We start from the raw sequence: 21,863 nt of genomic DNA on the forward strand, positions 1-21,863 counted from the left end.
CTATAGGTTTCGTTGCATGAAACAATACTTTATGTATTATTTGTTTTTAACGATTGCTCGGGCATTATTTAAAGATCGATTGTATTGCAAAATACCATTCATGATCCCTTGAGCCAGCTTTTGCCGGTAAGCAGCGGATGATATCTTGGAAGCTTCCTTAGGGTTACTGATGAAGCCTGCTTCGACTAAGATACCCGGGCATGTAATGTCTTTTAAGACCTTAAAATTAGCGCGCTTGAGGCCTCGATCATTTCCATTCACGTATTGACGCAAGGAAGTCTGCACATAGTAGCCGACCAAAACATTCCAAGCGTTGTTCTTGTTGCCTGAATAATTTTGATTGTTTATGGATCTGAGGACGTAGGTTTCTATGCCCGCAACGTTTTGCTTGTTACTGCCTACAGAATTAAAGTGGACGCTGACAAACAGATCTGCATTAGCAGCATTGGCGATACTCGAGCGCCTACCTAGTTCAATAAAAGTATCGTTACTACGCGTTAAAGTTGCGGAATAACCTGCTGAGATCAGAAGCTTTTGCAAACGCTTTGCGACGTCCAAAGCCATCTCCTTTTCTTTCAAATTAAGCCCTGTGTTAGTAGTCCCGGGATCCTTCCCGCCATGGCCGGCATCAATCACAATATTATAAAGCTTGGGCGGAAAACCCTGCGCATGGGGTAATAACAGAGGAGCCAAGGTATTTTTATAATCATGCTGACTTAAATAGAATTTCCCATTATGGCATTTTACAGGGTATTCAAGCAGAATGATATGCCCGTTCAGGGTAATCGTTGCGCTATCTTTACGAAACGTGAATCGAGCTGTTTTCCCCTTTAGCCCTACCTGTTCGTCCTTGGCGATCGTATAAAACTTCAAGCCCATCTTTTTTCCCATCTCCTTAATGGGAAAATAGAAGATGCCGTTAATCTTGGCCTGATTTGCCTGTACTTGCGTGAGTAGAGGCGATACAAGACCGACTAACAGTAAGGCAAAAAAAGCAAGCTGATACCTTCTCATATGCTAGGACATGGGAAGGCCATGGGGATTATGCCTCTTCTGTTTCGTCTTGGACGTTAAATTTCAGCTTACGCTTTTTTTCCGGTAAAGGAGACAGCGTAACGGATAAATTCCTGCCCGCAAAACGAGGCGGCGCATCAGGGGTGCCTATTTGCTCCAAGTCACTGACCGTGCGATTGAGGATTTCGAAACCCATTTGCCGGTTATCCATTTCACGACCACGAAAAGCGAGGGTTACTTTTACCTTATTACCATCATGAAGAAAGCGTTCTGCGTGACGCATTTTTGTTTCGTAGTCATGGGTATCGATATTGAGCCGTAGCTTGACTTCCTTTAACTTGGTAACATTGGTTTTAGTACCCTTTGTTTTTTTACCCTCGTCATACAGGAATTTGCCATAATCAAGAATTTTGCAAACCGGAGGACGTGCATCGGGAGAAATTTCGACTAAATCTAATTGCTCTTTTTTTGCGAGAGCTAGAGCATCCTCTGTAGGAACAACTCCAATTTGCCTGCCATCAGAGGCGATAAGACGGACTTGAGGGACTCGGATACGTTCGTTTCTTCTATGCTTTGAGGTACGTTGGTTGTCGCGTCGTTTAAAATAGGGTGGTTTATTCCCTGAAAAGGATTTTCCGGTCATTAATTCTTGATTAGTTGTATTGTGGTTGATGATATGAAAGCTAAAGTAAAACGAACTTTCATAGGTGATGATACACCGGAAAACCGCTTTGTTTCAATCTTTTTCTTAAGCTGAAAGAAAGACAAGTGATTAACAATCTTACTTATAAAAAGCTTATTGGCTAAGCAGGTAGAAGTGGCTTTTTTCAGAATGCAGAAACAGGGCATATTTATGCATATTCATTGCCTGACTTTCGACATTCTCGTTACCTAGATTCTCTAAGCCATACTGTGTCACGCAAGTCATTTTAAGATTTAAACCCTTTAAAAATGCACCCATTACCGCAGTAGACAAACATGGCGAAATATCCTGATTAAAGGTTCCATCTTTAATACTCATGAGATCACAAAGATCCTCTTTGCTTAAACGAAAATCATCACTCATGTCTGCGCCATTGAGCTCTGCTTTGACTTGGTGCGCAATCGCGTTTCGCATAAGCCCAAAAACAGCTAAGCTGTTCTCTTCTCCAGCAATTAATTTTTCAAAACGATCTAATGCTGTAAAAGGTTCTTGCTCGATTTGATCTAAAAAGTCTAACATTAAAGAAGCCCCTTTGCTCATACGACTATATCGGGCCTCGTACGACTCTTGCTGAGCACCATTCTCCTCTACTACCGCGCTATCTAGCCCCTTTAATAAAAAAGTTCTGTACTTATCGATGAACGCTTTTCTATCCTCGCTATTAGGAATGTTTTGGAACTCAGAAATAAGTGCGTAATTTATGGAAATCAAACCACAATTATGCCCATGATCCGAGGGGTTCATAATCGTTTTATAGACGGTATTGGTAAATTTTTTGACGCCTTCTGCAATTTCGGTATAAAGACTTGAAATCACTTCCATCCCCTTTTGGAAGCCCCAATTATATTTTTTTTTCGTTTCAACTTTACGACTATCCAAGCTTGAACCCTTTATACTAAAGTCCTTATTAACCTTACTCCGCTTAACGGTTCTTTCACCATTATCAATTTCGCTAGAAGTAAGGTCTCTCTTACAGGATGTGGATTTAGTTCTTGATATCATATTCATCATCAATAGTACAAATAAATGAACATAATGTCAATAACATAACGTATTATAATACAATAAAAACACTACCCCTTGAAACTAAAATTACAGCAAACTACTTAATTAATTAGTTTTTTTGCTAAACTGATGGCATTTTTGAAGCTTTTGTGGCTAGCGATGCCCTTGCCGGCGATATTATAGGCAGTGCCATGATCTGGGCTCGTTCTGATGAATGGAAGCCCGAGAGTGATGTTTACTGAGGTATCAAAATCGATTAATTTGAGCGGGGCTAGTCCCTGATCGTGGTAGAGAGCGACAACGATATCAAATTCGCCTTGAGAATGCCGCCAAAAAAGGGTGTCTGCGGGAAGCGTTTTAGGCAAAAGCCCAGTAAATTGGATTTGGAGGGCTTGAAGCAGAGGATTGATCCATGAAAGCTCTTCACTTCCAAGCAAACCGCCCTCCCCTGCGTGCGGATTTAGGCCACAGACGGCTATTCTAGGCTCGAGTATTCCCAAAGATAAGCAGAGGTCATGAGCCGCGACTATGGATGCTGTAAGGGCTTCTTTAGTTAAATACCGGCCAACTTGCATAAGCGGAATGTGCCAGGTGGCAAGAACCACTCGAAGCTTGCCCCCTGCAAATGCCATGACAGGCTCTCCCCCCCAAACATCCGCAAAGAATTCCGTTTGGCCTGGGTAATGGAAGCCAACCTGTTGCATTTCGTGCTTATTTACAGGGCCAGTAACGACCCCGGAAAATTGTTTATTCACACAGCCCTCTGCGGCAATTCTCAGGGCATCAAAAGCAATTTTAGCCCCTTCAAGAGAAGGCTTGCCCGGAGTAAGTACATAAGAGCCATTGCCAACTACCATTTTATTTACCGCAGACAGAGCGTCTAGCCATTGAGCAGGCCCGATAAAGCAATAATTATTTAACGACTCGCGGCAACTTGATAGCCAAGCTGAAATCACTTCAGGACCGACACCTGAGGGATCTCCACAGGTAATAGCAATAGGCAAGCTGCTCATAAGGTACAATGCCTAATCGATATCATATCAAAGCTCTTGTTTCCCCAATGCTTGCTCAAGATCAAATCTAGTTGATTGTTTATTTTTTTCGAGCCGCGCTTGGATATAGTTGGTTCCATCCGCAAAAGCGCTTAACAATTGTTCTGCTTGTTTTTTTTGCGCTTCGTTATAATTATGGCCAAAACGCTCTGCCTTTTTTGCGATGAGTTCCCTTAGTTGCTGACCTAATGTTAAGGCAAGGGATTCTGTAGCAATACAGTGTGCTTTACTACAAGGGGTATCTGAATTAACGAGATTTCTATATTCAATAAATTTTGTATTTGCTTGAGCGCATAGTTGTTTTAGATCTTCATGCCCTGTGTGTTGATCTAGATTAGATTGAAAGACCTGAAAAAGATTTTCAAAAAATAATATACTGGCTTCCTCATCCTCTAACTCTTTCTGCGTAAAACCGAATTGGGTATAGCAGGTAATGCTTTGCGGTATAGCAGCATATACAGCGTCTAAGCCGGCAATGGCAATCAATGTAATTAAAACAATTGTTTTCATTTTTCTATTATTTTTATGTTACAGAAAAAGCCAACATAAAATCTTCTATTCCTAGTTACCCCGTTCGCAGAGAAGAGATAATTCCTTTTTTGCCCTTTTGATCAAAGAAGGACAAGAACACTTCCGCACAGCGTGTTGAAGCAAGACCCTCTTCTTTTGCTTTTTTGGCTTTTTCGTAAGGATTCCCCTGGGTGCTGTAAACGGCTTGGAAACAACGTTTGAGCTCAATAATTTCCTCACGAGGAATTTCACGACGCTTCAAACCGATTAAATTGAGGCCTGCAAGCTCGTTGCGTTCGGCGATCATTGAAAAAGGAGGCGTATCAAGCGTCATACGGGCGCCACCGGCGATTATAGAGCCCTCCCCTATTCTTAAAAATTGGTGGGCACCGGCGCCTCCCCCCATAAAGCAATAGTCATCGATTTGGGCAAATCCTCCCAATAAAACGGCATTGGCTAATATCACCTGATTGCCCACGATGGCATCGTGCCCTACGTGACTAGCGGCCATGAGCATACTGCCCTCCCCGATCGAAGTATACCCTCCCTCAACGGAACTGCGGTGAATGGTAACATGTTCCCGAATAACGACATGAGAGCCGATCTTTACCCCCCCGCGAATCGAGACATCAAAATCCTTAATTTGAGGTGCGCCACCGATGACACTAAAACTGTCTACTGAAATGCCATTTCCCAAAATAGAGCCCCTACGGATAACTGTATTTGCCGCCAGCGTACAATTTTCGCCAATAACAACATCGTCCTCCACAATACAGTAAGGGCCTATGGTTGTGTTCCGCCCAATTTGAGCCGTATCTGAAATAATAGCGGTTGGGTGAATGGCCCCCGTCTCTTCGCTTAAAAGCATCCTACTGTTTTCCATATTTTTTTAACAAGCTCCAGATCAATATTACCCTGCACAACGGCATGCCCGATTTTTTGCATGACTACGAAACGCAGGTTGCCGCCGATAGTTTTTTTGTCGCGGTACATCGCATTGATTAAATCATCTATATTCAAAGGAGAACGTAAAGTCGTTGGAAGTCCACAAGCCGTGAGTGCTTCGTAAACGGAAGTGACATCTTGCTCGCTGATATAGCCTAATTCATGAGACAAACATGCTGCCAGGCAAAGACCGATGCTAACTGCCTCCCCATGTAAGTACTCCCCATACCCTGCCACTACTTCGATAGCATGCCCGAACGTGTGCCCGAGATTGAGTAACGCCCGACCACCGGTAGATGACGTATCCTCCCGCTCATCCTCTTGAACCAGACTGGCCTTAATAGCGCAACTGCGGTGAATAATAGCGATAAGGCGATTCGTATCGATAGGTGATACGGGATGCTTTCGCAGGTCATCAAAGAAAGCCCTGTCTGCTAAGAGACCGCATTTCACGACCTCTGCCATACCCGCGCTAAATTCCCGTTCCGGAAGTGTTTTAAGGAAATCCACATCTATAAAAACGCCCTTGGGCTGATGAAAGACACCGACCAAATTTTTGCCCGCAGGAATATTGACCGATGTCTTTCCACCCACACTACTATCTACCATCGCAAGGAGCGTTGTAGGGACTTGATAGAAATCGATTCCACGCAAATAGGTGCCCGCGGCCATGCCTGCGAGGTCTCCCATAACACCACCGCCTATGACGAACAAAGAAGAATTACGGTCCAATTTGCTTTGAACGAGAAAATCGTAAACGTCTGCTAACGAAGCCAAGGATTTTGTTTTCTCGCCCGACGGGAGGACGATTGTTGGTGTTTGGCCGAAGGCTTGTTTAATAAATGCTTGCTGCCACTGGGCGACACCTATGTCTGTGACTAAGGCAACGGAGCCAGTAAGCCACTTGATAAATGATTTAATATCGCCGGCAATCCCCTTCCCGATAGTAATGGGATAAGAACGTTCTCCTAGCTCTACTGTGAGCGATTGTGTGTCAGGCGTTTTCATTAAAATCAAACAAAGCGTTTACGTAATCCTCTACGGAGAAAGGCTGCAAGTCCTCCGCCCTTTCACCCAAACCCACATAATAAATAGGGATACCCAGCTCTCTGTAAATGCCGACCAAAGCGCCCCCGCGGCTAGTACCATCAAGCTTAGTAACAATTAATCCCGTAAGACCAAAGTGCTCATGAAAAATACGCGCTTGGTCTATGGAATTCGAGCCAAGACTACCATCAACAACAAGGAGAGAGTGATGAGGAGCGGAAGGATCCTGCTTTTGCAATACGCGCTTTAATTTAGAAAGCTCCTGCATAAGATTCAGCTTGGTATGCAAACGACCCGCGGTATCTAAAATAAGCACCTTGTGGCCACGCGTTTTGGCGGCGCTGTAGGCATCATACGCCACGGCGGCTGAATCCGCGCCATGGTGACTGGCAACGATCTCGATGCCCAGGTTTTCTGACCACGTTTTGATCTGTTCATTGGCGGCGGCGCGAAACGTATCACACGCTCCCAGCAGGACGCCGTAGCCCTTGTTTTTAAAGAGACAACCCAGTTTTCCCGCAGTTGTGGTTTTGCCGACACCATTTACCCCTAGTAAACAAAGCACCTCAAGCCCCTCGGATTCGCCAATGGGCTTTGCCGGTTCAGCACCCTTTAACACACGCTTAAGGACAGTTGCTGCAATATCGGCAATTTGTTGCCCACGAAGGTTCTTTTCCCTTTTATAAGCCTCCTTAACCTCATCAATAATCTCGGTAGCTGTTTCCACCCCGAAATCAGCTTGATAAAGGGCCTCTTCCAGCGCTTCGATAGATGCGGTATCCAGCTTTTTACCCCCAAACAAATTGCTCAAGGAGCCGAAGATCTTTTGAGTTGTCTTTTGCAACCCACTTTTAAACTTACTAAACAAACTTTGCATTACCTATAATAAACGGATTTATTAAAGCAGGTAAGGCGTTGAGTGTCAATTACTGGGTAAACCAAGTTCTCCCACCTGATCTAAATGGGCATAACGATATAATTGCTTGCGCTACAAGAGAATTCAACCTAAACTGCTTACATTATTTATTAATAAGATCACAATGGAAAAGACACTCATTATATTAAAACCAGATTGTATGAATGCAAACCTTGCCGGGGCAGTATTAGAGCGCCTATGCAAGGCAGGCTTAAAGATTGTTGCTTGCAAAATGCAGGCGCTTTCTGAGCGTTTATTGCGCGAGCATTACTCTCACCACGCAGATAAACCATTCTTCCCAGAAATAGTGAAGTTTATGCAATCTGCACCGGTCATGATCGTGATCCTAGAGGGCGAAAATGCAATCGAACTGACACGCGAATTGTTAGGGCCAACAGATTCTACAATTGCTCCTAAGGGAACCATTAGAGGCGATATGGGCAAAGGCAAGATGGAAAACATCGCCCACGCTTCTGATAGCCCAGAAGCTGCGGCTGATGAAATCGAACGCTTCTTTGCAAGCGAAGAAGTTTTTGCTTAAGATTTAAGCGTGCTTGTAAATCAGGCAAGTGGCGTGGGCAGCAATAGCAAGCCCGCGCCCAATATCCCCCACCCCTTCATTCGTCGTTGCTTTAATTCCGATAGAGGTGACAGGCAAGGACAGGCTTTTCGAAAGGATTTCTTTCATTTGAGCCAGATAGGGGCTTAGTTTGGGTTCCTCGGCAATGATCATGGCATCTATATTTCCCACGAGGTAGCCATGGGCATTTATTTCCCGGCTGGCTTTGCGCAGGATATCTTGAGAATCCATATCCTTCCACTTAGAATCTGTATTCGGAAAATAAGTACCAATATCAGACAACCCAGCAGCACCAAGAATAGCATCCGCAATCGCGTGGCTAAGGCAGTCCGCATCCGAATGACCCTTCAACCCCTTTTCAAAAGGGATATCGACACCTCCGAGAATTAACCGTCTCCCCTCCTCAAACGGGTGAATATCGTAACCATAGCCGATTCTAAAAGGCGCGCTCATGAAACTTTATTTTCCAGGAGGAATTGGATGTATTGGAGATCGATAGGATAAGTGATTTTGGGATTAGGATCAAAATTCTCGATTATGGACACCGGAATTTTTTGCAATAGAACGGCAGACACGTCATCCGTGACGAGTTTATTGTTATCAAAAACATTCTTGTAGGCATCGTATATGAGCTGGCGTTCAAAGACCTGAGGTGTTTCCATAGCCCATAGGGTGTCTCGATCGACATCCTCAAGTTCACAACGATAAAGACGATTTGAATGAGAGACATTGCGCTTTACGGTATCTGTAATATGATGAGCCAATGTGACAGCCTTGTCTTTTTTGACCGTTGTTTCGAGCGCATCGATATGCTTTGTCTGGATAAGCGGTCGGGCGCAATCGTGAATGAAAACATATTCGATTGTTTCCGGTATAACTTGCAATGCATTAAAAACGGAGATTTGCCGTGCATCTCCCCCCTGTACCCATTTAACGTAACCGGAAATTTTGGGAAAATAAGCCTCTACAAGTTTTTGAAAAATTTCCCGTTGGATTTCATTTCGATAAACAACGGCAAAGAAATCCATTTTGTCCGATTCCGCAAACGCTTTAAGTGAATAAAAGAACACTGGAAAATTAAGGACATTAATTGAAATCTTATCCTCGACCTCGCCACGCATGCGGGCAGACCTTCCAGCGGCCAAGAGTATAGCTGCATTTGACATATTATTTAACGGGATGTTGGAGTTCGTTAAGGATCGAAAGAATCGTTTCCTGAGGTGAAGTAGATTCCAAGATAGGCCGCCCGACTACGATATAGGAAGCCCCTTCTTTGGCGGCAATCGAGGGCGTTGCGATTCGTTTTTGATCAAATACCTCCGCTCCTTGTGGACGAATTCCCGGTGTGACAATAACGGTATCCTTGGGCAATGCTTCGCGCAGCAAGGGCAGTTCCACTGGCGAACATACAAAACCCTTTAGCCCAGCATTACTTCCCATTTTAGCAAGCCGAATAACGAGGTCTTTAGGCTCTTGCGAAAAACCGATCTGCTCAAGTGCAGGCTTATCTAAATTTGTGAGAACCGTGACCCCTAATAAGAGGATAGCGGGATTGTAGTCCTTGGTTGTTTCAACCGCTCGTTTGATCATCTCCTCACCACCTGACGTATGCAAAGTGAGCATTTTGATGGGTAAATCTGATAAGCTCTTGATAGCAGAAGAGACGGTATTAGGGATATCATGCAATTTGAGGTCAAGAAAGACATTGTACCCAAGGTCAGCCACCTCGCGAACGAAATCTTTGCCGTAACGCGTATAGAGTTGCAAACCGATTTTAACCCATTTGCAATGGTGCCCCATTCTGCGAAGGAATTGTAGTGATTGATCGCGCTCCGGTAAATCCAAAGCCAATATAAGATGGGTGTGAGTGTGTGTGGTTTGGGACATTTTGAATTCAATTTTATCGATAAAATTAAAAAAGTGACAGTTTAAAAAATTACTTCATAATTGAAAACGTGAAAACCGATTGTCAACAAACGATTTCATTACACTCGCCCGCTAAAATTAATTTATTTTTAGCCATCACCCATTTGCGCAAAGACGGCTATCATAATTTATTAAGCCTGGCAGCCCCCCTTGCTTTTGGAGACGAATTAGAGATCAGTTTAACAAGTGACAACAATGACTGCCTGATATGCGAGAATCCCCATGTGCCAACCGGCGAGAATAACTTAATATTCAAAGCCATTAAAAAATATAGAGAAGTAGCTCCCTTTGCACAAGGCGTTACGATAAAGTTGAACAAAAAAATCCCAATGGGAGCAGGATTAGGAGGCGGAAGCAGCAATGCCGCGATTACGCTATTAGGCCTCAATCAGCTCAACAACAACATACTAGCCAAGGAAACACTGCATGACATAGCAGCAAGCATAGGCTCCGACTGCCCTCTGTTTCTAGAAAAGAAAGCCGTTGTCATGCGAGGCCGTGGGGAGCGCATCCAAGCAATTGAGTTTCCTAAAAAGAACATAGGCGTCCTGCTTTTCAAGCCATTTTTTTCGATTGAAACCGTCGATGCGTACAAATTAATACGGAATAATTCAGAAAATTATTTAATTGAAGCCACTGCTGAATTATGCTTTAAAAGATTTTGCGATTCGTTACAGCAATACCCTCATAAAAACATTAATAGCGTTCTTTATAATAACTTGGAAACGGTGGTAATGCGCAAGTATCCCATCATTGAAGTACTGCTTCAGGCAATACGTGAATTATTTTGCCTGCCCTGTGCGATGAGCGGAAGCGGGAGCACCTGTTTTCTCCTCTACAAAAAAGATGAAGCCCCCTTGGATGAAATAAAACGACATATTAGAAATATCTTGGGAGAAAAAACTTTCATCGCGGAAACAACCTTTTTATAAATAACAACGGACGAATTATTAAACCAACGATTTTAATGCCTCAAGAAGACTTCACAGAAAGAGTGTATAAAGGCGTTGCGGCTTCACCAGGAATCGCACAAGGTCAGGCATTCGTTTTTCTGGAGAAGGAATTGGAAATTCCGCTATATCATGTAACAGCGGATGAGTCCGAGCGTGAAATATTGCGTTTTGAGCAGGCGCTTATAAAGACGCGAGAACAAATCGCGAAAGTTCGCACAGAAGTTGCCCAAAAGTTAGGGGAAGAAGAAGCACAGATATTTGATGCCCATCTGCTTGTTTTGGAAGATCGCGCCTTAGTGGACGAGACGATTCGGTCACACAAGGAAAGCTTATACAATATCGATTACTGCTTTCAAGCCGTTGTAAAGCGTTACATAGAAGCATTTGATAAAATTGATGACGAGTATATCAAAGAAAGAGCCACTGATATTAGAGATGTCGCCAAGCGGGTTCTTGAAAACCTTTTAGGCGAAACTCGCCTTAACCTCGTACAAATAAGCCAACAAAAAATCATTGTTTCCTCTGATTTAAAACCATCTGACACCGGTAGCTTGAAAAAAGGCGAAGTGCTAGGGTTTGTTACAGATACAGGGAGCAGGACAAGCCATGCCGTCATTATGGCTCGTTCGTTACGGATACCCGCGGTTGTTGGATTGATTAATATTACGAGTGTCGTCAAGACGGATGATTTTCTATTGATTGATGGCTACGAAGGGCTTGTATTCGTCAATCCCACAGAAGAAACAAAGACGAAGTACGCGCAATTTCAAAAAGAGCGCGACCAGATACAAGCGATCTATGATTCCTGCAAGATGCTGCCGTCCCAAACGTTAGACGGAGAAAAGCATGCGATTATGCTTAACATAGATGGATCTGAAGATGCCGAAGACTTGATGGAGTTATCCAGTGATGGTGTTGGCCTCTTTCGAACCGAATCCTTGTTTATGGTAAAAGACAGGTTTCCATCTGAAGAAACACAATACATTTACTATAAAAAGATCGTTCAGGCATTTAGCCCGAAGCCCGTCGTGATTCGTACGCTTGATTTAGGCGGAGACAAAAAACAAGGCAGCTTGTTTTATACCACAGAGCAAAATCCATTTTTAGGCTTTCGCGCGATTCGGTTTTGCCTAGAACACAAAGCGCTTTTCAAAGACCAGCTACGCGCCATTCTACGCGCAAGCGCGCATGGTGACGTACGTATCATGTACCCCATGATTAGTGGATTAGAAGAACTCATCGAGGCCAACACCTTGCTAGCGGAAACTAAACGCGAATTAGATGAAAAGAAAATCCCTTACAGCAACAACATAAAGATCGGCGTGATGATTGAAGTGCCGAGCATTATGATGATCATCGACCACTTAAAGGATCACTGCTCGTTTATCAGCGTAGGCACAAATGATTTGATACAATATATTTTAGCAGTGGATCGCTTGAACGAGAAAGTAGCTTTCATGTATAACCCAGGGCACCCGGCAGTTTTACGCACCCTTGACCACATTATTCAAAGCTGTCATCAGCATGGGCTAGAGATCAATGTTTGCGGGGAAATGGCCGGTGACATTCTGTACGCGCCTTTATTGCTCGGTATGGGCGTGCATAATTTAAGCCTTAATCCGGGGGCTTACACTGAAATAAAATATTTAATGCGCTCCGTGACATCCGTAGAGCTCAAGGCACTCGTCCGTGAGGTTCTGGAAAACAAAAGCTCTGTTGATACCGCCAAAAAGCTGAAGAAATTTTATTTTGAAAAGCTACATAGCATTCTCGCTAAAAAGAAAGTGCGTTAGCTCCCCTTTGTGCCCGCCGCCAGAAGCGTTTCAAAAAACGGTTCCCTTGTTTCTTTTGACGCACTGTAGACATCAATTTGTTGGAAGCCAGCTGCTTTGAGATATTGATAAAGCGTATTTTCGCTAAACCCAAGCCATCGATCCGCATACAATTCTTTTGCTTTTAAAAACTTATGCTCTTTCAAATCCAGTACGAGCAAGCGACCCCCTGGCTTCAAAATCCGGTAAGCTTCGTTAATAGCCACCTGCGGGCGGCTTGCGTGATGGAGCGCTTGAGACAAAATAGCAACATCGATTGAATTATCTGAAAGCGGAACGCTTTCAATATCCCCCAACTGATAGGTTAGATTTACCAACTCATGTTTTTTTGCGATATCGGAACCGACTTGAACCATCTTCGGGCTACTATCCACGCAGTAGACATGCTTTGCTTTTTTAGCCAACAAATGGGCAATCACGCCCTCTCCTGAGCCTAGATCAGCAAAAACAAGATTTGGGGTAAGCTGCAACAACATATGCCCGATGCTTTCCCATGATCGACCAGGGCAGTAATTCTTCCCCAAACGTTCGGCAATGGAATTAAAATATTCCTCTGAAACCTTACGTCGTTTATCCAAAATATGAACCAAGTGCTTGAAGTCTGCCCGCACTTGAGCTTGCGACTGGGTAACCGCGAATACGTTTTGCATAAGCCCCTCGACTGCTCTATCCGGTTGCTCCCTGTAGGAATAAAAAACTTTTTTGCCCTCTTTTCGCACATTCACCAACTCCGCCTGCCTCAATAGCGATAAGTGCGTAGAGATTCTTGACTGACCCATATTTAAAATTTTCTGCAACTCCGCAACGGACAATTCCTCTTTAAACAAGAGTTGCAGCATTCTAAGCCGCGTTGAATCGCCCAACAGTTTTAGAATTTCGCAATGCTCAACCATGTGCCTGAACTGTTTTTACTTTTTTAAACTGGATCCACTTTTTTAACAAAAGAGCAAACAACAAACTAACGCCTGCGCCAACCCATAGGGCCGTCAACACATATTGAATGGTTACTAACACAGGCATAGAAAACGAAGGTGCCGCGCCGTGAATCCATTGCACGCCTACATTAATTAAAAGAACGCCTAACACCGCGAGAGCCACTACATATACTTTTTGATAAAAAGAAAAATTCATTTCATTGCGCGATTGAATTAAAAATGCAATCGGAAACGCCAATAAAAGACCAACTCCTATCCAGATTTGACTTCTAATGACATACAATTTTTGGGGATAAGTGAGTATCAAAGGAATTGATACAAGCAAAAGGAGATAACCTAACAAATAAACATGCTTTTGAAATAGCTTTATTTTTCGCAAACGATCGTATCCCACAAAAGTAATTAACCCTGCCGAAATCGCCCCTAAAACATCTAGCAAAGTATGATAGCCGAAATAAATGAGCCCCCAAGCCACGCCCGTTAATAATATGATCACAAAGCAAGAAAAAAATCTATTGCGATATTCCACGGCGAGCCAACCCCAAAAAGCAAAAGAGGCTTGCATATGGCCACTAGGAAACACCCACCCATAACCGGTTGCCCCTGGATATTCCTGAATCTGAAACAAATATTTCAAATACGGATTCAGAATCATAGTAAAGGCGAAAATGAAAAGCGTGCGCACCAAGTACTCCTTGTTTCCGCACAAGTAACCAATGACTAAAGCGCTTGCAATTAACTTAACGCTTACCAGGAAAAGCTGCGCGATAAAATCTAGGATCATGTGCTAAATGCCTTTTTTCTGAAGGTAATTCGAGAAACCTTTGTAATAAGTCGCTGCTAATGCTTCGCTGGATACCCAGAAAAATATAACAAACCAAGTGATCATCTTTAATATTAAAGGAGAGATAACGCCGCCAAGGGGCTTTATTGCATATAAAAGCAAAATGGCAAAAAGGGCATTACCGATCACAATCATAAGAGATGAAAAGGGATCACGCGCTTTAACAAATTCAAAGTGGAAAAAACTACCCACGGCAACTCCACCCATTAAACCAAGCCCTAACCAAGTATCTGAGGCAATACGCGCACCGTCACTGGAAATGGCCATACAAAAGGCTGGAACAAGAAAGAGGAGCGCATAGGCAAATAAGTTGTTCTGCAAAAAACGAAATCTAAGCAAAACATAAGAAGCCAGCAAGATAGCGCTTCCAAAAAATATTCCGCCAATGATATCAATGGCATAATGGTAACCGCGATAGATCGTAAACAAAGCAATAAACCACAAGAGATTGACCAAGAAAAACCGCACCTTAGTGCTCTTTGTCGCACAAGCAAGCCAACCGAAAAAGGCAACCATGGTTACCGTATGACCGCTCGGGAAAGCCCAGTTGACAACACCCTGCTCTTCTCCGTTCAAAGGAAGCGGCATTTGCCAAACATCCTTGAGGTAGCCTTTAAAAATAAAGGCAAACCCCAATAAAATGATGGCTCGGGCGAACATATTTCTATCAAACAATACCAGCCCTACCGCGCCGAGAACCAGCATTACGTTTGTATGGTTAATAACCAATAAAACGTTCGCGATAGAATCAGTTATTGCAAAGACATCCATTATGCTCAGTAGGTTAATACTTTATTTTGATCTACCCAACGCACGATATTATCAATAGTCCACACCTCTTCGTTGCCATCGATTTCTGTTTTAACCGTATCGCCCACCTTTTTAGAAAGAAGGCTTTGGCCTAAAGGTGTTTTGTAAGAAAGAATATCCTCTTCAGGCTTACTATCCCAAGCACCCAAAATAGCATATTCATGCTTTTTACCAGAAGACTTCTGGGTGAGTGTTACAACAGAGCCGATTTCAACTTGCTTGCCGGTGGCATCTTCAAAGTCTGTGACAACTGCGCGAGAAAGCTCTGATTCCAAATGGGCTTTTCGTGCCAATAAGGTATCCTGATCCTGGCGAGCCATTTTGTACTCGGCATTTTCACGAAGGTCACCATGCTCTCTGGCTTCGGCGATGGCCAATTTGTTTTCAGGAATTTTTTGGCTAACCAAAACTTCGTACTCTTTTTTACGAGCCTGGAAACTTGCGTCTGAGACGACCAGTTTCTCACTTTCTTGTACTTGAGAAGCATCCCCTGCGACAAGATTTTGGATATTTGGAAATATCTTGATAAAACGAGCTAATAGGGATTTTTTAGAAAGTTCCTCAAATCCTTGATTGAGCAATAACATTTGAGCTAAATCTTGAGCCACTTCGTAGTTTGCTTCTGAAAGCAAGTCCGGAATAAGTTCCTGATCGTCTGAAAGAATGTCCCCCAAAAGAATACGGCGATGACCTGTTTGCTGAAGCGCTTCGTTATCGATCGCGTGGAAGATAGCGGTTAAGAGCCTTGCATTAATGAGGCCCTTGGTAAGCTTTTGGAAACGTCGCGTATTGCGATTTTTAACCATCCAGTGAAGCACAGGTCCCTTGAGGGCTTGTTCGTTTAACCATTTCTGGAAAGACTCCGCCACCAAGTCACCATAGCCACGCTCCATTAGGAAAACGATACACTCGTTGGTGAACTTGCCACTACTGTTACGCAGTAAATTAAGGGTTACCGTATTCCAATCATCCGGGTAAACACGGCTGATGAGGTCAAGGAAGCGTTTAAAATAGGAAGAAGGCAATTCTTCCGCCAATTCTGATAAATTGTCTGTTTCTTTAATAATGGAAGTAGATGTCGGCTCTAAAACCTCAACATCTTCGCACAAGTGGCGACCCAAGTCATTACGCACCCATACGCCATGCAAGCGCTCGGCTTGATTGAGCTTTTTGGCCATTTTAACGGCTTCAGTAAGGTCATCAAGAATTTGCGGCAAGTCATTCGCAATCTCTTCTACGCTATCGGAAAGTTGGTATAATTTTTCGGCGAGGAGGATCTTCTTCTTAGGGTGTTTATTAGCATAAAACTCTTCAAGAATTTCTTGCTCTGAGGTTAAAGGTTCATCACGCAAGATGTATGGATCGTTCTTTTTAACAGGAACGGCAACACGAGGGTCACGAACGAGAAGTTTCTTGGTGACATTCCACCATTTGCGAAAACGAGTCGCCCCTAAAAGACGCGTTAAAAAGCGCTCTAGCTCTGTCTGGAACATTGTGCCTTCCGGAGAAGCTGAAAGTACTTCCACGACTAGCTCAACGGGCTGTTTCTTGATCATTTCTTCAATGACCTCCGGCTCCTTACATTGACGGACAAGTAAATTATCATTTTCCAGCATTTCGAGTTTATCAACACAGAAAGCAGGATCCATTGGATGGGATTGTTTTCCACCCTCAAAATCGATGATCAGTTTGCCACTAACCTCATCATAATCTCTGATTTCACCAAAGCCCCAGCTTCGATGGATACAATAATTGCCTCTCTCCATTTTTTCAAGAACGTGTCTCACGCTCTTTAGTTTTGGTTTTTTTTGGATGAGCCGATCGATCGCTTCTTTATTCATAGTGATTAATGTGTTATAATGCGTCTAAAATTTTGAAAAAATGAAATATAAATGTGATAAAAGTCAACTTCCCTGGGCATTAGCCATAGATTTATGCAAAAAATACATCAAAAAACCTAGAAAGGCTGATTACTTATTAGAAGAACTCGTAAAAAATCATAATGTCGAGGCGCGCAGGAACAGTCAATTCCTTTTTTTGGGAGCCTTACGCCACTGGTCTTTGATCCACAACGTCTTAGAGCCCCTTTATACAAAGCAACCGAATTTAGGGCTAAGGGCGTTACTGATTATAGGTTTATTTGAAATCTTTGAGAAACCAGAAGATGCCCCGAAAATCATCCATTTCGCGGTGGATTTTGCGAAACATAACCTGAGCGTAGGAGAGTCTCGCTTTGTAAATGCGGTTTTGCGTAAAGCATCGATTCGTCTGGCAGAAGTTAAGGAGTTGGCAGAAGCGGGCTCACTAAACGAATTAGCCCTTTGCTATAGCCATCCCGTATGGTTAATTAAACGCTGGGAAAAGGAGTTTGGCATAGAGATAACAAAAAATTATCTCAAGTGGAATCAACTTCCGCCTGCGATATATGCACGAGCACGCAATCATGTGCCCCTTCCCGTAGATCTATTTGAGAAAACGCCTTGGGACGATTTTTATCGCTACACGGGAAAAGACTGGAGCAAAGTGGAAGCCCTCTTAGCGCAAGGCGACATTTACATACAAGATCCTTCGACTCAAATTTCACCTAAGCTACTCACTCTTAAAAAAGGTATGCATATGCTGGATCTTTGTGCTGCTCCCGGAGGTAAGAGCCTTTTATTGGCAGATGAACTGGCCAAGGCAGGCGGCGGCATGCTTGCGTCTGTGGATCTCCCCAATAAACGTTTTACTCTTTTAAAAGAAAATTTACTCAAAGCACCGGAAAATGTTACGAGCCAAATCATCGGTTGCGATGTGTTTGAATTAACAGAAGCTGTGCTAAGCGAAAATAATGTCCCTGAGCTTTTTGATGCAGTTTTACTCGATGTGCCTTGCTCGAACACCGGGGTTATTAGACGGCGCCCCGATATCAAAGAGCGCTTGACTGAAAATGATTTCACGCAACTTCCCGAATTGCAGCAAAAGCTGTTGCAGCAAGCAGCTCGATTTGTTCGGCCCGGAGGTCAATTAGTCTATAGCACCTGCAGTATCGATGAAGCAGAAAACGAAGCGGTAGTAAAGGTCTTCCTCGCGGAAAATCCGACCTTTGAGCTAAAAGAAACAAAATTAATTTATCCGTGGGAAGAAAATAGAGATGGCGCAGGCGCTTTCTTGTTAGCGCGCAAAGAATAGTTAGCCTAAACAGGATCAATCTCTCGTTTTCTTATTTCCGTGGATAATATTGTAAAGCTGCTTAATTGCGCGGCGCAAGTCGTTTGCCTGTTCACTTAAACCACTAGAAGCGTTTGCTGCCTGCTCTGCGTTCGAAGCCGTTTGATTCGTAATTTTATCCATCTCGATCACCGCGGACTTCACTTGGTTTGTTCCCTGGCTTTGCTCCTGTGACGATTCCGCAACTTGAACGACATTCGCATTCACTTCATTGACCGTTTTCACGATCGCTTCCAGATTTTCGTTTACCTGTTCGCAAATCTTATTACCCTTGTCCGCACTAAGCCTGGCCTTATCGATTAAGCGACTTGTATTCTGTGCTGCTTCTGTACAGCGTTGCGCAAGGCTGCGCACCTCATCGGCAACAACCGCAAAACCAAGCCCTGCCTCACCGGCGCGAGCCGCTTCAACGGCAGCATTGAGCGCAAGTATATTTGTTTGGAAAGCAATTTCTTCAATTGTCTTAATCACTTGAGCAACATTATCACTAGAGTTTCGAATTTCCACCATCGCCTCAGACATTTCACGCATAGACTCGTGGCCTAAAGCAGCCGAGCTCTTCGCTTGTCCTGAAAGCTCTTTTGCCTTGTGGGCATTTGCGGCATTCGATTCCGTAAGTGACGTGATTTGTTCTAACGAGGCGCTTGTTTCCTCCAAAGAAGCTGCCTGCTCACTCGCGCCTTCCGCAAGCGAATGGCTGACCGCAGAAATCTTTTGTGATGCCTTGGCTGTCTCCTCTGAAGTACGGTTACAAAGATCGATAGACTTAAGAAGCGGTTTAATAATTGACTCCCGAATCAACCAATAAAAGGCACCTGTTACAAACAATACAACTAAACCTAACCACAAAGCAGAATTCCTGAAACCGGCGCGCACAACCCTTTCTACGTTTTTTATAGGCGAAGATAAAATAAACGCGCCATGCATTTCTCCCGCACGCCAATCCTCCATCTGAAAACCTAAGAAATCTTTGCCATCGCCCGTTGGGCTATTCATTGGACTGCCATGGCATTCCAAGCATTCCGGTGATAAGATAATAGGCCTTGCGTAGACAATCATGCCCCTTTCCTCATCTACTTCAAAAAATTCTGTATGCCCACTACCATCCTTAAAGTAATCCAGTATTTTGCTTTCGAACGCATTGGGTTCATTTGCCGGATTGCGTGCTTGGTTACGAACCACGCGAAACACCAGATCCTGCTTTTCAGCAACCTCAGCAAGAGCCTTAATTGCGGCAATAATTGGAATGGTGCTGAAAATTGTTGCCTCTCGAAAATCATCGACCTCGTTCAATTCCTCTAACAAGCGCTCTCTTGCAAATGCGTTCTTTCGCCCCAACCACGCGGCATTTTCCCGTACGGTTTCGGCTTCTATTACGATGGACTGCATTTCGCGTTTGGCAAGTTGAATGCCTTGTTCTCTAATGCTGTAACGTTGTACAAACAAACTGACACTCGCTGCAACGAGAATTGCTGCAATAACAGAGAGCAATATCTTTGTTCCAATTTTCATAAGGGGCCGGGGTAGAATATTGTGTGACAGCCAACACTGCCATCACACCTTACTTATGATACGGAATAATGCCCTTGTAAATATTATTTTAAAAAAAATCTACTAATCCTGGCGTACACTTACGGAAATTTCTTCATTTTCCTCTGGCAAGGTAACGCCTTGTCTCAAGGTCATTTTTTTAGGTTCAGGAACAAAGAAAATCATAAACACCGGCAAAATGAGTAATCCGGCGGCAAATAGATAAGTTTCTCTTGCTCCAAAGTAAAAGAACAATAACGCAGCCGTTACAGGTCCAAGCACTCTTGCCAAGGAACCCGCCGAGCGAAATAAGCCGAGATATCGCCCTTGATTTCTTTCATCGCTAAACAAAGATACCAATGCGGAGAGGCTAGGCGTAACCAAGCCTACGGAAAGGGCAAGAAATGCGCACCCCAGGAAGAACAGGTTTTCGGAATGGGTTAGCGAAATAATAAGAAAGGAAATTAAGCCGGATACATTTCCGATTAATGCCAGATTTTTTTCGCCAAATGGGGCTGCCAGCTTCCTCACCAAAAAACCTTGCACGAAAACGAGCACAAATCCTATATAAACAAATAAATAGCCATTTGCCTTTGGGCTATAGCCAAAGCGCTCTGATGCCAAAAAGGGCAAAGTAAACTCCATACCGCTGAAAACAATAATATAGCAAAGATAAATTTTATTCGTCAAACGGATTGGGCGCGTGCCCTGGACGAACATCCCCAGAATTCTGTCTTTCCAAGTAAGAACATCGCTCTGGCCTCGTTGGCTCTCTTCCAGCGTTTCAGGAAATTTAGTCATGATCCAGATCAAATTCAAGACGCATAAGGCGCACGCAATCAAAGCTGGCATTGAAAACGGGGAAACACCGTAAGCTCCTAATGAAGGAAAATACTGTAGGAAATTAAATTGGGAAGAGATGCCCCCAATCGCTGGCCCTAAAATAAAACCGAGCCCAAACGCAGCACCAATAATACCCATTCCCTTCGCGCGATCTGCACGTGTTGTTATATCCGCCATGGCTGCGGTGCTGACGGCAAGATTGCCTGCCATTATACCCGCCAGTGCTCGAGAGATTATAAATAACTCAAAGGTACCGGCAAAAAACCATATAATATAACTTAAGCCTGTTCCAATGATTGTGACGAGCAAGATGGGGCGTCTGCCAAAACGATCCGATAACCGCCCCCAAAAGGGTGCAAACAGAAATTGACCGAGGGCGTATAAAGCGCCCAACATACAACCGAAGAAGACTTGGGTGATGTGAACCGGGTTTTCATGTCCGATGAGCTTTGCCATCTCCTCAGAAAATCTTATCCACGCAGTCAACATTGACGATCCGCCCGTACTCTGGGAGAGCTCAACATAGTGCTGCATGATGGCAGGACCCAGCGGCAAAATAATCGCAAACCCCGCTAAATTAAGAAATATGTTTAAGAAAAGAACCATGGTTCTTTTCCTATTGATCTTTTTGATGTCGGGTGTGTTGGTCATTATCGTGCGAGTTTTGCTTTAAAGGCATTCAGTACATTTTCAGGCACAAGTTTCTCTACGCGCTCGGGAGAAAAGCGGGCAACTGATTTGATCAAAGTAGAGCTGGTAAAAAAGTAATCGTGACTGGGCATTAAATAAATGGTTTCGACACTTTCGTCCATTTGACGGTTCATTTGAGCCATTTGGAATTCAAATTCGAAGTCAGAAACGGCTCGCATGCCCCGTATTAAGGCGATTGCTCCGATCCTCCTGGCCAAGTCTACCGTTAAGCCCTCAAATCCGATCACTTCAACGTTTTTAAAATCTTTTACATTTTCTTTTGCTAATTCCAGCCGCTCCTCTTTTGTAAAAAAGGGTGTTTTTTGAGAGTTGTTTGCGATCGCAAGAACCACCTCATCAAACAAGTGGCAGGCTCGCCCTAAGACATCTAGGTGCCCTTTCGTGATGGGATCAAAGGTTCCGGGATAGATTGCTTTTCTCATAATCTGTACCCTCTCAGAGTAATGCTTTTAATCTTACATTCAAGCTTGTTTACTGATTTTACTTATGGTTAGCTT

The 21,863-nt window shown here is 43.7% G+C and carries 22 protein-coding genes; 4 read left to right on the forward strand and 18 right to left on the reverse strand.

The genetic code is table 11. The features are described 5' to 3' along the window. Positions 1–36: 36 nt before the first annotated feature. The 8 genes from AUJ82_02215 to AUJ82_02250 form a co-directional block, all read right to left on the reverse strand. Positions 37–1,014, reverse strand: a complete 978-nt coding sequence (locus AUJ82_02215) for a hypothetical protein (protein OIO60261.1) — start codon at positions 1,012–1,014, stop codon at positions 37–39. A gap of 28 nt (positions 1,015–1,042) precedes the next feature. Further along, the gene (locus tag AUJ82_02220; GenBank protein ID OIO60262.1) at positions 1,043–1,657 is read right to left on the reverse strand and encodes a translation initiation factor IF-3; all 615 of its coding nucleotides are present in this window, start codon (positions 1,655–1,657) and stop codon (positions 1,043–1,045) included. 153 nt (positions 1,658–1,810) lie between these two features. After that, on the reverse strand, positions 1,811–2,728 hold the full coding sequence (locus tag AUJ82_02225; GenBank protein ID OIO60263.1) for a hypothetical protein: 918 nt from the start codon (positions 2,726–2,728) through the stop codon (positions 1,811–1,813). 95 nt (positions 2,729–2,823) lie between these two features. Further along, positions 2,824–3,735, reverse strand: coding sequence for a 4-hydroxythreonine-4-phosphate dehydrogenase PdxA (locus tag AUJ82_02230; protein OIO60264.1), 912 nt, complete (start codon positions 3,733–3,735; stop codon positions 2,824–2,826). A gap of 27 nt (positions 3,736–3,762) precedes the next feature. Next, the gene (locus AUJ82_02235; GenBank protein ID OIO60265.1) at positions 3,763–4,284 is read right to left on the reverse strand and encodes a hypothetical protein; all 522 of its coding nucleotides are present in this window, start codon (positions 4,282–4,284) and stop codon (positions 3,763–3,765) included. Positions 4,285–4,339: 55 nt separating this feature from the next. After that, complete coding sequence (locus AUJ82_02240) at positions 4,340–5,071, reverse strand: hypothetical protein (GenBank protein OIO60469.1); 732 nt, start codon at positions 5,069–5,071, stop codon at positions 4,340–4,342. 71 nt (positions 5,072–5,142) lie between these two features. Next, entirely contained in the window at positions 5,143–6,237 is a 1,095-nt protein-coding gene (locus tag AUJ82_02245; protein OIO60266.1) for a 3-dehydroquinate synthase, read from the reverse strand. Further along, a complete protein-coding gene (locus AUJ82_02250; protein OIO60267.1) occupies positions 6,224–7,153 on the reverse strand; it encodes a signal recognition particle-docking protein FtsY in 930 nt (309 codons plus the stop codon). The genes AUJ82_02245 and AUJ82_02250 overlap by 14 nt, the downstream gene beginning before the upstream one ends. Before the next feature lie 163 nt (positions 7,154–7,316). Between AUJ82_02250 and AUJ82_02255 the strand changes: the two genes are divergently transcribed. Further along, positions 7,317–7,733 carry a nucleoside-diphosphate kinase gene (locus AUJ82_02255; GenBank protein OIO60268.1) on the forward strand — a complete coding sequence of 139 codons (417 nt, stop codon included), beginning with the start codon at positions 7,317–7,319 and terminating at the stop codon, positions 7,731–7,733. A gap of 3 nt (positions 7,734–7,736) precedes the next feature. Here the strand turns inward: AUJ82_02255 and AUJ82_02260 are convergent, their stop codons facing one another. Genes AUJ82_02260 through AUJ82_02270 form a run of 3 tightly spaced genes read right to left on the reverse strand, consistent with a single transcriptional unit; the run spans position 7,737 to position 9,659 of the window. Next, positions 7,737–8,225: a 2-C-methyl-D-erythritol 2,4-cyclodiphosphate synthase gene (locus AUJ82_02260; protein OIO60269.1), complete on the reverse strand. Its 489-nt coding sequence runs from the start codon at positions 8,223–8,225 to the stop codon at positions 7,737–7,739. Beyond that, positions 8,222–8,938, reverse strand: a complete 717-nt coding sequence (locus AUJ82_02265) for a hypothetical protein (GenBank protein ID OIO60270.1) — start codon at positions 8,936–8,938, stop codon at positions 8,222–8,224. Before AUJ82_02265 ends, AUJ82_02260 begins: the two co-directional genes overlap by 4 nt. Before the next feature lies 1 nt (position 8,939). Then, complete coding sequence (locus AUJ82_02270; protein OIO60271.1) at positions 8,940–9,659, reverse strand: orotidine 5'-phosphate decarboxylase; 720 nt, start codon at positions 9,657–9,659, stop codon at positions 8,940–8,942. 68 nt (positions 9,660–9,727) lie between these two features. Between AUJ82_02270 and AUJ82_02275 the strand changes: the two genes are divergently transcribed. Further along, positions 9,728–10,630 (forward strand): 4-(cytidine 5'-diphospho)-2-C-methyl-D-erythritol kinase, encoded by a 903-nt coding sequence (locus AUJ82_02275; GenBank protein OIO60272.1) that lies wholly within the window; start codon positions 9,728–9,730, stop codon positions 10,628–10,630. Between the two features lie 62 nt (positions 10,631–10,692). Continuing rightward, on the forward strand, positions 10,693–12,444 hold the full coding sequence (locus AUJ82_02280; GenBank protein OIO60470.1) for a phosphoenolpyruvate--protein phosphotransferase: 1,752 nt from the start codon (positions 10,693–10,695) through the stop codon (positions 12,442–12,444). Here AUJ82_02280 and AUJ82_02285 read toward each other — a convergent pair. Genes AUJ82_02285 through AUJ82_02300 form a run of 4 tightly spaced genes read right to left on the reverse strand, consistent with a single transcriptional unit; the run spans position 12,441 to position 16,913 of the window. Beyond that, a complete protein-coding gene (locus AUJ82_02285; protein ID OIO60273.1) occupies positions 12,441–13,376 on the reverse strand; it encodes a transcriptional regulator in 936 nt (311 codons plus the stop codon). The genes AUJ82_02280 and AUJ82_02285 overlap by 4 nt on opposite strands. Beyond that, a complete protein-coding gene (locus AUJ82_02290; GenBank protein ID OIO60274.1) occupies positions 13,369–14,202 on the reverse strand; it encodes a hypothetical protein in 834 nt (277 codons plus the stop codon). The genes AUJ82_02285 and AUJ82_02290 overlap by 8 nt, the downstream gene beginning before the upstream one ends. Before the next feature lie 3 nt (positions 14,203–14,205). Next, positions 14,206–15,033, reverse strand: coding sequence for a hypothetical protein (locus AUJ82_02295; protein ID OIO60275.1), 828 nt, complete (start codon positions 15,031–15,033; stop codon positions 14,206–14,208). A gap of 5 nt (positions 15,034–15,038) precedes the next feature. Then, positions 15,039–16,913, reverse strand: a complete 1,875-nt coding sequence (locus tag AUJ82_02300) for a transcription elongation factor GreAB (GenBank protein OIO60276.1) — start codon at positions 16,911–16,913, stop codon at positions 15,039–15,041. Positions 16,914–16,953: 40 nt separating this feature from the next. Here AUJ82_02300 and AUJ82_02305 point away from each other — a divergent pair, with 40 nt between their 5' ends. After that, complete coding sequence (locus AUJ82_02305) at positions 16,954–18,243, forward strand: hypothetical protein (GenBank protein OIO60277.1); 1,290 nt, start codon at positions 16,954–16,956, stop codon at positions 18,241–18,243. A 15-nt stretch (positions 18,244–18,258) separates the two neighbouring features. Here AUJ82_02305 and AUJ82_02310 read toward each other — a convergent pair whose 3' ends face one another. The 3 genes from AUJ82_02310 to AUJ82_02320 all read right to left on the reverse strand — a co-directional run bounded on the left by AUJ82_02310 (position 18,259) and on the right by AUJ82_02320 (position 21,788). Then, positions 18,259–19,794 carry a hypothetical protein gene (locus tag AUJ82_02310; protein OIO60278.1) on the reverse strand — a complete coding sequence of 512 codons (1,536 nt, stop codon included), beginning with the start codon at positions 19,792–19,794 and terminating at the stop codon, positions 18,259–18,261. Positions 19,795–19,896: 102 nt separating this feature from the next. Continuing rightward, on the reverse strand, positions 19,897–21,306 hold the full coding sequence (locus AUJ82_02315; GenBank protein OIO60279.1) for a hypothetical protein: 1,410 nt from the start codon (positions 21,304–21,306) through the stop codon (positions 19,897–19,899). Further along, positions 21,306–21,788 carry a pantetheine-phosphate adenylyltransferase gene (locus tag AUJ82_02320; protein OIO60280.1) on the reverse strand — a complete coding sequence of 161 codons (483 nt, stop codon included), beginning with the start codon at positions 21,786–21,788 and terminating at the stop codon, positions 21,306–21,308. Before AUJ82_02320 ends, AUJ82_02315 begins: the two co-directional genes overlap by 1 nt. Between the last annotated feature and the right edge of the window lie 75 nt (positions 21,789–21,863).

The sequence above is a fragment of the Verrucomicrobia bacterium CG1_02_43_26 genome (genome assembly GCA_001872735.1).
GTDB lineage: Bacteria > Verrucomicrobiota > Verrucomicrobiia > Opitutales > CG1-02-43-26 > CG1-02-43-26.

Coding starts and splice junctions, on each gene's coding strand:
- AUJ82_02215 (OIO60261.1), bottom strand. CDS start 1,014: ATGAGAAGGTATCAGCTTGCTTTTTTTGCCTTACTGTTAGTCGGTCTT.
- AUJ82_02220 (OIO60262.1), bottom strand. CDS start 1,657: ATGACCGGAAAATCCTTTTCAGGGAATAAACCACCCTATTTTAAACGA.
- AUJ82_02225 (OIO60263.1), bottom strand. CDS start 2,728: ATGATGAATATGATATCAAGAACTAAATCCACATCCTGTAAGAGAGAC.
- AUJ82_02230 (OIO60264.1), bottom strand. CDS start 3,735: ATGAGCAGCTTGCCTATTGCTATTACCTGTGGAGATCCCTCAGGTGTC.
- AUJ82_02235 (OIO60265.1), bottom strand. CDS start 4,284: ATGAAAACAATTGTTTTAATTACATTGATTGCCATTGCCGGCTTAGAC.
- AUJ82_02245 (OIO60266.1), bottom strand. CDS start 6,237: ATGAAAACGCCTGACACACAATCGCTCACAGTAGAGCTAGGAGAACGT.
- AUJ82_02250 (OIO60267.1), bottom strand. CDS start 7,153: ATGCAAAGTTTGTTTAGTAAGTTTAAAAGTGGGTTGCAAAAGACAACT.
- AUJ82_02255 (OIO60268.1), top strand. CDS start 7,317: ATGGAAAAGACACTCATTATATTAAAACCAGATTGTATGAATGCAAAC.
- AUJ82_02260 (OIO60269.1), bottom strand. CDS start 8,225: ATGAGCGCGCCTTTTAGAATCGGCTATGGTTACGATATTCACCCGTTT.
- AUJ82_02265 (OIO60270.1), bottom strand. CDS start 8,938: ATGTCAAATGCAGCTATACTCTTGGCCGCTGGAAGGTCTGCCCGCATG.
- AUJ82_02270 (OIO60271.1), bottom strand. CDS start 9,659: ATGTCCCAAACCACACACACTCACACCCATCTTATATTGGCTTTGGAT.
- AUJ82_02285 (OIO60273.1), bottom strand. CDS start 13,376: ATGGTTGAGCATTGCGAAATTCTAAAACTGTTGGGCGATTCAACGCGG.
- AUJ82_02290 (OIO60274.1), bottom strand. CDS start 14,202: ATGATCCTAGATTTTATCGCGCAGCTTTTCCTGGTAAGCGTTAAGTTA.
- AUJ82_02295 (OIO60275.1), bottom strand. CDS start 15,033: ATGGATGTCTTTGCAATAACTGATTCTATCGCGAACGTTTTATTGGTT.
- AUJ82_02300 (OIO60276.1), bottom strand. CDS start 16,913: ATGAATAAAGAAGCGATCGATCGGCTCATCCAAAAAAAACCAAAACTA.
- AUJ82_02305 (OIO60277.1), top strand. CDS start 16,954: ATGAAATATAAATGTGATAAAAGTCAACTTCCCTGGGCATTAGCCATA.
- AUJ82_02310 (OIO60278.1), bottom strand. CDS start 19,794: ATGAAAATTGGAACAAAGATATTGCTCTCTGTTATTGCAGCAATTCTC.
- AUJ82_02315 (OIO60279.1), bottom strand. CDS start 21,306: ATGACCAACACACCCGACATCAAAAAGATCAATAGGAAAAGAACCATG.
- AUJ82_02320 (OIO60280.1), bottom strand. CDS start 21,788: ATGAGAAAAGCAATCTATCCCGGAACCTTTGATCCCATCACGAAAGGG.